Origin of the sequence: Bacillus sp. AP50, assembly GCF_040492675.1 — a bacterium.
In the GTDB taxonomy this organism is placed as follows: Bacteria; Bacillota; Bacilli; order Bacillales; family Bacillaceae_G; genus Bacillus_A; species Bacillus_A cereus.
In genome coordinates, this window is record NZ_JBEUTW010000338.1 from 1 (window position 1) to 7426 (window position 7426).

Sequence of the window (7426 nt, forward strand, 5' to 3'; positions counted from 1 at the left end):
ATTAGAAGAAGTAAAAGATGAAATTAAAACGAGTGGTTCTTCTTATATAATCGCGACGTCACAATCGATTTTGACTAATTATTTAAGTAAGCGTATTGAAGAAAACTTCAGAAATTATCAAATATATGTAGAAAGTAGTAGTCATTTGCAAAAATTACTCCAGCAACAAAAAGTTGATATGGTCATAACTTATGAGGATTATCCTGACGCATCGTTTAAAAAAGTGTTCACGACCTCAATTTCTGTAGGCTTATTAAAAGCGAAAGAAAAATGTACCATTGATTTTTCAAAAGAAATTTTCTTCGTTAGCAATGACAAAAAGTGCCCTTTTAGGAATAAGACAATACAATTTCTAAAAGAAAATAATCTATCTCAGCAACAACTTCAACAGTTGGATTCTTATTCGCTTATGGAAGCGTTTATTGATGATGGAAAAGGAATAGCTTTTTTACCGATTAAAAATGATAAATTGGTACCAATTGAAGATGTTCCAATTGAGAAATTAGCTGTTCATTTTTTTACAAATCAAAACTCTTTCAAACAAATCCCTGATGAACTATTTGGTTAATAAAAAATCCCTCCTTTATGAATCTAAAAGAGGGATTTTTATATTCTATACAATTGATTTTTCACATATTTTGCTCCACTTCTGCACTTTTCTCCTTCTTATTCCGTTTCATATTCTTCAGTCCCTTAACCGTGCCAACTAATCCTTTCGGGAAAACTAGCAATACGATAATGTACAATAAACCAAGAATAATCGTCCATCGTTCAAAGATCGGATACTCTGTAGCTAGTTCTGATAAATAATATTTTAGGGATTCAATAATCCCAGATCCAGCAATAGCTCCAATTAATGTTCCGACTCCTCCAATCATTGTCATCAAGAGTGCATTTAGTGTCATTTCAATTGAAAATACAGTCGTATTGACAAAGCGTAATGTAATAACAAATAAACCACCGCTAATTGCAGCTACTATTCCTGCCACTACACTTGCGATTATTTTATAATGGAGGACTTTATATCCAAGTGCTTCAACACGTTGTTCATTTTGTGAAATTGCCTTTAATACTTTCCCAATAGAAGACTTTGTAAAAAGACGTAATAGAATAAAAATGAAGCATAAACATACAAGTGATACATAATAAAAAGTAAAACGATCACGGAATATTTCTGGTACCCCAAATGTAAAACCATCTCCTCCGTGAGTGAGCCCACGCCATTTTTCAGCAAGGACGAAAAACAACTGTGAAATAGCAAGTGTTAACATTGCATAAAAATGACTTTTCAATCGTAAAGAAAGCAAACCAATTATATAACTAACGATTGCTGAAACGATAATTGCAGCTACTATTCCAATTAAAAAGTTCGTTATTGATACGCCTTGTCGATCAAATAAAAGCGCTACCCCATATGCTCCTATCCCAAAGAACATACAATGACCGAACGATACAATTCCTGTATACCCAAGCAATACATCAAAACTCATTGCAAAAATAGCAAAGATGAAGATTTGAGTGAACAAAATTAACAGGCTCCGTGAATCATTTACGAACGGAAATACACTTAAACAAATGAGCATACATACTCCGAAGTATACTTTAATTCGGTCCGATGTGTTGTTCACCATTTCACCCCTTTTCACCAACAAGTCCAGTTGGCTTCACTATTAAGAAAAATAGTAACATTAACATATTAATTGCAAGTGATAAATCTGGTATAAAATACGCTGTAAAAGCACCAGCTAATCCGACAATTAAAGAAGCAATAGCTGAACCTTGTACGCTTCCTAATCCACCGATAATTACTACTATAAAAGCTAAAATTGCATACTGCATGCCCATCTCGGCGAAAATAACGCCCGAATACGGTGCTAATAAGAATCCTCCCAAAGCTGCCATCCCTGCTCCTAATAAAAAGACGAAAGAAAATATCGCTTTTACATTAATACCAAGCGCTTGAACCATTTCTTTATCCATTACACCTGCACGGATCATAAGACCTATCTTCGTCTTTTTGAGTAATAGTAGTAGTGCGATGTAAATAATTATCCCAATCAAAATAACAAATAGACGATATTTAATTAATATAATACCTCCGAATGTAAAACTTCCTTGTAACCATAACGGTAATTTTGCACTAATAGGGTTTGGCCCCCAAAATATTTTAATACACTCACTAAGAACGAGCATTCCTCCAAGCGTAACGAGCAGCTGTCGAACATGATTTCCATATACCGGTCTAATAAGAAACCTTTCTAAAATAAATCCTAGGAACATTCCCATGGCTACTGCTCCAACTAAAGCTAATATATAACTTCCTGTCATATTAAATAACCAAACACCTGTAAATGCTCCCCATGCAAATAAACCACCGTGTGCAAAGTTTAAAACGCTCATTAGACCGAAAATAAGTGAAAGACCTGATGCTAACAAAAAAATGAGCATCCCTGTTGAAATCCCATTTACAAATAAATTGATTAACACATCCATCCTTTTCACCTCGGATTCATGTTAAGAGATTCCTAAATATTTATGACACATTTCCTTATCCTTTTTTAATTCATTCATAAAACCGTTATGAACAATTCGTCCGTTATCCATAATGTAAAAATAATCACCAATTTGACTAGCCATCATAAAATTTTGCTCAACAAGTAAAACTGTTGTTTTCTCTTTCATCTTCAAAATAGCTACCATTAATTTCTCCACCATTATCGGGGATAGCCCTTTGCTCGGCTCATCAATAAGTAATAATCCATCACTATTAATAAACGCTCTTGAAATAGCCAACATTTGCTTTTGCCCTCCGCTCAAGAGCCCACTTTTCTTATTCCAAAACTGCTTTAAATCCGGAAATAGTTCCAGCATCCACTCTATTTTCCCTTCTACTTCCTCACCTTTTCCCCTAGCAAGAGCGAATGTTTCTTCTACTGTCAAATCATGAAAAATACCTTGATTTTCTGGTACATACCCTATTCCTTTCCTTGAAATTAAATGTGTAGGTAATCCACTTACTTTTGCACTATCATAATAAATTTCACCATCTGCAATGCGGTGAAATCCCATAACTGAACGTAATGTCGTTGTTTTCCCTGCCCCGTTTCTACCAAACAGTACAGTAATCGTCCCTTTCTCAACAGCAAGAGATACTCCTTGCAAAATATGAAACTGATCTAAATACGTTTCTATATTATTCACTTGTAATAGTGCCACTATATAATCCCCCTAAATAAGCACTTTGTACACGCTCATCTTTCATAATTTCTTCTGGCAATCCTTCAGCCAATAACTCTCCATGAAATAAAACGATAAGATGATCTGACAAACCTAGTATCATATCCATTTTGTGTTCGATAAGTACAATTGTGCTCTCTGGATGTTTCTTAATATTTTCAATCACTTGTAATATAGCAGGGACTTCCTCAACCGAAATACCTGCCGTCGGCTCATCAAGTAATAACACATCCGTTTTTAAAGCCAATAACATCGCAAGTTCTAGCTTTCTTTTCTCTCCATGTGCCAAATCTTTCGCTAATATGTTCTCTTTCTCGTGAAGTAATACTGTTTTTAAGAAACGTCTCGCCTCTCCAACTTGTTGCTTTAATTTTGCTGAACTCGGGAAAAAACTATAGTAATCTTGTACGAATGATTGAACACTTAAACGGACATTTTCAAGTACCGTTAATTCTGGGAATATGTTTGTAAGCTGAAAAGAGCGACCGATTCCTAAGCGTGTTCGATCTGGAATCGATAGTTTTGTAATATCTTGCCCTTTAAAATACACTTCACCTGTTGTAGGTGAAATCTGTCCACTTAGTAAATTAAATAATGTTGTCTTCCCCGCACCATTTGGCCCGATAATAGAAATGAGCTTTCCTTTTTGGACAGTTAAATTTACATCTTTAATAACTTGATGTTCACCAAAAGATACACTAAGATTTTTCGTCTCTAGCAAATGTGTCACGAAATCCCTCCCTTTAAAGCCGTGAGTATGAAGGAAATATGTATAAAGAGGGTCCCCCCTCTTTATACAAAAACAACAGAAAATTCAGTCTATTTATTTTGAACTGGTGGTTCTGTTTCTTTCATCGTTAATTCTCGCTCTAACACTGGCACCGGATAATCAACACCATCTTGCTTTTTCAATGTGATAGAATACAGCGTCTGCATCGCTTGGTGGTCCTTCTCTCTAAACTTCATCTTTCCTTTCGGTGTATCAAATTCCATTCCTTCCATTTTCTTAATCAAGGTATCTACATCTGTATCACCTTTTGTTTTCTTTAAGGCTTCTACAATAGAAATTGCTGCTGACATTCCTCCCGCTGTAAACAAATCTGGCACTACACCATTAAAACGTTTTTTATGCTCTTCAACTAGCCAATCATTCACTTTATTTTTTGGAAGTGTGTGATAATATACAGAAAAACCTTGCATACCTACTAATGCATCCATTGTTTTTAATGCTGGTATATCTGGCGCACCTGTAGAAATTTTAATACCTTGCGCTTCCACATTCATATCTTTCAACTGTTTCCAAGGTGAATTTGCCCCTGCCCAAACGATAAATAAATAATCTGGTTTTGAACTAATGATATTTTGAATATTCGCTGTAAAATCTGTTGAATTTGTATCCGCGTATTGCTCATTCACAATGCTCGCACCTAATTTTTTCGCACCCGCTTTAAATGCAGCAATCCCTTCACGACCAAAAGCGTTATCTGGGGCAAATGTCGCAATCTTTACACCTTTTTTCGCAATTGCCGCTGCTCCTGCAATCGCATCTTGTGAGGAACTTCTTCCAGTTCTAAAAATATATTTATTCCAGTTCTTCCCGGTAATACTATCCGCAACTGCCGGTTCTACAACCATAATCTTTTCATATTCCCCGGCCAGTGGTAAAACCGCTAACGTATCACTTGAACTAGACGATCCAACTAAAAAATCAACTTTCTCTTCTTCTAATAACTTCGTAGCTTTTTTAACTGCTACATCAGCTTTCGTTTCTGTATCTTCTACAACAAACTTAATCTTTTTCCCATCTACTTTCCCAGTTCCACCAGTTGCATAGTCTAACCCTAATTCAAATCCGTTCACTGTTTGTTTTCCATACGATTCTAGCGGTCCTGTTAAAGAAGCAAGAACTCCTACCTTAATCGTTTTTTCATCCTCTGTACTTGTTTTCTTTCCTGAACAAGCTGCCGTTATTAATAACGAACCTAAAACACAACCAGTAAACATTGTCTTTAGCCACTTACGTTTTTTCATCGACATTGTGATCCTCCCCATACTTTACTTTCTGATAGAATCAAACACGCCAAAATCCCCTGTCCGTAATCATGACTAACTAATTCGATAGATAATGGAAAACTCTTGTAGTACCCTCTACATTCGGCACAAATATATAATCACCTTCCTATGTAATGGAAACGGACATACAATCAATATATATTCTGCAATCCAATTGAAAATACTGTTTCATTTCAGTAATGACCATACAAAAAGACTAACTTATTTTTAAGTTAGTCTTTTCCCCTTAATTAGAGTTAAGTTCTACTTTCTCTAACCCTTCAGCCAATTGTTTCTTATCTAGTCCTTCTCCTATTACTACTAAGTTTGTCGGGAAACCGAAGTCTTGTTCTAATAAAGTTGGTACTCCGAACGAATATTGGAATAGGTGAGGGTATTTATCTCCACGGAATTTCACAAAACCTTTCACTCGATAAATACTATCTGGTAAATTCGAAAGCCATTCATATAATTTGTCTTGATCAATCGGTTTCGTAAATTGATATGTCATCGTTTGTATATGTAAATGCTGTTTGACATGTAGTGTCTCATGTTCCTCATCATTTGGAAATTCTGCTTCTTCTATATCTTTTAAAGATATATTACAATACTTTGTCTCATACATTTTCGCATGATCATTTATTGCCTTTACTTCTTCAAATACTGTGTTCTTATCTTCATCTGTTAGTAAATCTGCTTTATTAACAAGAATGTGACTACCAAATTTCAGTTGCTCATGCAATAGCTGTTGTACATTTGCACTTAATATACTTCGGTTTAACCACCTTACTGCATCTAAAACGACTACAATTGATTTCACTTCCAGAAAAGGAGCTAAAATTGGCGAGACACACGCGTCTAACACTTCAATTGGATGCGCAACACCTGTCGTTTCTATATAAATTACATCTGGTCTTTCTTGTTGGTATAACGAATGTAATTGTATTTCAAGCTCTTCTTTTAACGTACAACAAATACATCCTTTAAGAAGTTCTCTTAAAACATTCTCTTTTCCAATAATATCTGTATCTACTGAGTATTCACCAATTTCATTCATTAATACTGCAACTTTTCTATTCTTCTTTTTCTCTGCTAACAATAAATTTTGTAATAATGTTGATTTTCCACTACCTAAAAAACCACCTAATATATGAATCTCCACTTTATTCATTCAACCGACCATCCATTTCTTTACTTCAAATGTATTCAAAGCGTAATAATTACGATTTATACTTATTATTTTATTAAAAGAATGACCATTTGTAAATATAAGAGATTCACTGTTCATTTACTTCATATGCAACTCTAACTCCAGACTCAATTGCCCCTTGCATCCACCCATGTGTTAATGTCGTATGCTCTCCTGCAAAGTGTACTTTTCCAGATGGTGGTGTAATATACGGAAATAACTCGAGCTCTTGGCCTGGTTCGAAAGCTGTAAATGCACCGCAAGAATACGGATTTTTACTCCAGCTAAAAGATGTTCCAGTGACAAACTCACTATAGACGATGTCACCGTATATTTCCGCTAAATTTTTTAATGCGTAACGAATACGATCTCTTTGCGGGAGACTATCCCATGTTAACGCCTCATCTGCCCACGTATAACTTGCTATAACGATAGCTGGTCCTGGAGTATGAATGCCATAACTCGGATAGTATGTAAAACGTATCGGTAAATCAGTAATAGATTTACCTCCACACTGTCCCGCTTTCTCCCAAAATCTACTTTTAAACTCTATTGCAATTTTAGTTGCAGCAATATAATTTAATTCACGAATTGCTCTTTTTTTAAAATAAGAGAATAAATAGTATGGCTGAACTTCTACAAACCTTAACGCTGAAAATGGAATTGTAATAATAGCAAAATCACTTGTTATTGTAAATTGCTCTAACGTTTGTTCATGATTTCCTTGTAACATTACTTTATTATCTTCTTGTATAATTTTATCAACCTTATACTGCATTAAAATATGTTCCCTTAATTGTGGTAAGAATGCATTCGATAACTTATCCATTCCACCAGTTATTTCATAATATTTCGTTGTTGAAGTAAAGAAAATCATTTCACGTAATACTTCAATTAAGGACATTCCCATATAAGCTTCCATATCAAGAAGTACCCCAATCATATCTA

8 protein-coding genes are annotated in these 7426 nt (G+C 34.9%); 1 reads left to right on the forward strand and 7 read right to left on the reverse strand.

Annotated features, from left to right (window positions below):
• Nucleotides 1–568: LysR family transcriptional regulator (locus tag ABWK52_RS21765; RefSeq protein WP_353772125.1), on the forward strand; the 568-nt coding region annotated here is incomplete at its 5' end.
• A gap of 61 nt (nucleotides 569–629) precedes the next feature.
• Here ABWK52_RS21765 and ABWK52_RS21770 read toward each other — a convergent pair.
• The 7 genes from ABWK52_RS21770 to ABWK52_RS21800 all read right to left on the reverse strand — a co-directional run.
• A complete protein-coding gene (locus ABWK52_RS21770; RefSeq protein ID WP_141537362.1) occupies nucleotides 630–1583 on the reverse strand; it encodes a branched-chain amino acid ABC transporter permease in 954 nt (317 codons plus the stop codon).
• Between the two features lie 49 nt (nucleotides 1584–1632).
• Nucleotides 1633–2493 carry a branched-chain amino acid ABC transporter permease gene (locus ABWK52_RS21775; protein ID WP_000382787.1) on the reverse strand — a complete coding sequence of 287 codons (861 nt, stop codon included), beginning with the start codon at nucleotides 2491–2493 and terminating at the stop codon, nucleotides 1633–1635.
• A gap of 21 nt (nucleotides 2494–2514) precedes the next feature.
• A complete protein-coding gene (locus ABWK52_RS21780) occupies nucleotides 2515–3216 on the reverse strand; it encodes an ABC transporter ATP-binding protein (protein ID WP_001196696.1) in 702 nt (233 codons plus the stop codon).
• Entirely contained in the window at nucleotides 3194–3967 is a 774-nt protein-coding gene (locus ABWK52_RS21785) for an ABC transporter ATP-binding protein (protein WP_087968031.1), read from the reverse strand. Before ABWK52_RS21785 ends, ABWK52_RS21780 begins: the two co-directional genes overlap by 23 nt.
• Nucleotides 3968–4056: 89 nt before the next feature.
• Entirely contained in the window at nucleotides 4057–5274 is a 1218-nt protein-coding gene (locus ABWK52_RS21790; RefSeq protein ID WP_000062005.1) for a substrate-binding domain-containing protein, read from the reverse strand.
• 262 nt (nucleotides 5275–5536) lie between these two features.
• Entirely contained in the window at nucleotides 5537–6460 is a 924-nt protein-coding gene (locus ABWK52_RS21795) for a CobW family GTP-binding protein (protein WP_001044941.1), read from the reverse strand.
• Nucleotides 6461–6566: 106 nt separating this feature from the next.
• Nucleotides 6567–7426 (reverse strand): flavin monoamine oxidase family protein (locus tag ABWK52_RS21800; RefSeq protein WP_353772126.1); only part of this gene is annotated, 860 nt, incomplete at its 5' end.

Bases quoted from the DNA above. Each gene is read 5' to 3' on its own strand.
- ABWK52_RS21770 (WP_141537362.1), bottom strand. From the start codon at position 1,583: ATGCTCATTTGTTTAAGTGTATTTCCGTTCGTAAATGATTCACGGAGC.
- ABWK52_RS21775 (WP_000382787.1), bottom strand. From the start codon at position 2,493: ATGGATGTGTTAATCAATTTATTTGTAAATGGGATTTCAACAGGGATG.
- ABWK52_RS21790 (WP_000062005.1), bottom strand. From the start codon at position 5,274: ATGTCGATGAAAAAACGTAAGTGGCTAAAGACAATGTTTACTGGTTGT.
- ABWK52_RS21795 (WP_001044941.1), bottom strand. From the start codon at position 6,460: ATGAATAAAGTGGAGATTCATATATTAGGTGGTTTTTTAGGTAGTGGA.